The organism is Rhodococcus sp. KRD162 (assembly GCF_017168335.1).
GTDB lineage: Bacteria > Actinomycetota > Actinomycetes > Mycobacteriales > Mycobacteriaceae > Rhodococcoides.
Genome location: NZ_JABFAU010000029.1, coordinates 1 through 420, shown reverse-complemented (window position 1 = coordinate 420; position 420 = coordinate 1). Strand labels below are relative to the sequence as shown.

At 69.3% G+C, this 420-nt stretch carries 1 protein-coding gene; it reads left to right on the top strand.

The features are described 5' to 3' along the window. Window positions 1–420: ribonuclease H (locus J1M87_RS24140; RefSeq protein ID WP_241257431.1), on the top strand; the 420-nt coding region annotated here is incomplete at both ends.

Below are 420 nucleotides of genomic sequence, written 5' to 3'. Positions count from 1 at the left end.
ACCCAGGACCGAATGGCTGGGCCTGGTACATCGACGACGCGAACTGGGCGGCCGGCGGTTCGCCGCACGGCACCAACAACCAGGGCGAGCTGCAGGCCGTGCTCGAGCTGCTTCGGGCGACGGCCGGCACCGACGAGCCGCTGCTGATCATGTGCGACAGCAAGTACGTCATCGACTCGATCACCAAGTGGATGCCGGGATGGAAGCGCCGCGGATGGCGCAAGGCCGACGGCGCCCCTGTGCTCAACCGCGAGCTGATGGAGTCGCTGGATGACGCGATGCACGGCCGCGACGTGAGGTTCGAATGGGTCAAGGGCCACGCAGGCCACGACCTCAACGAGGCCGCCGACGAGCGCGCGAACGGCGCGGCGAGGGCGTATCAGGCGAAGCAGGAGCCGCGACGCGGGCCCGGGTTCACGA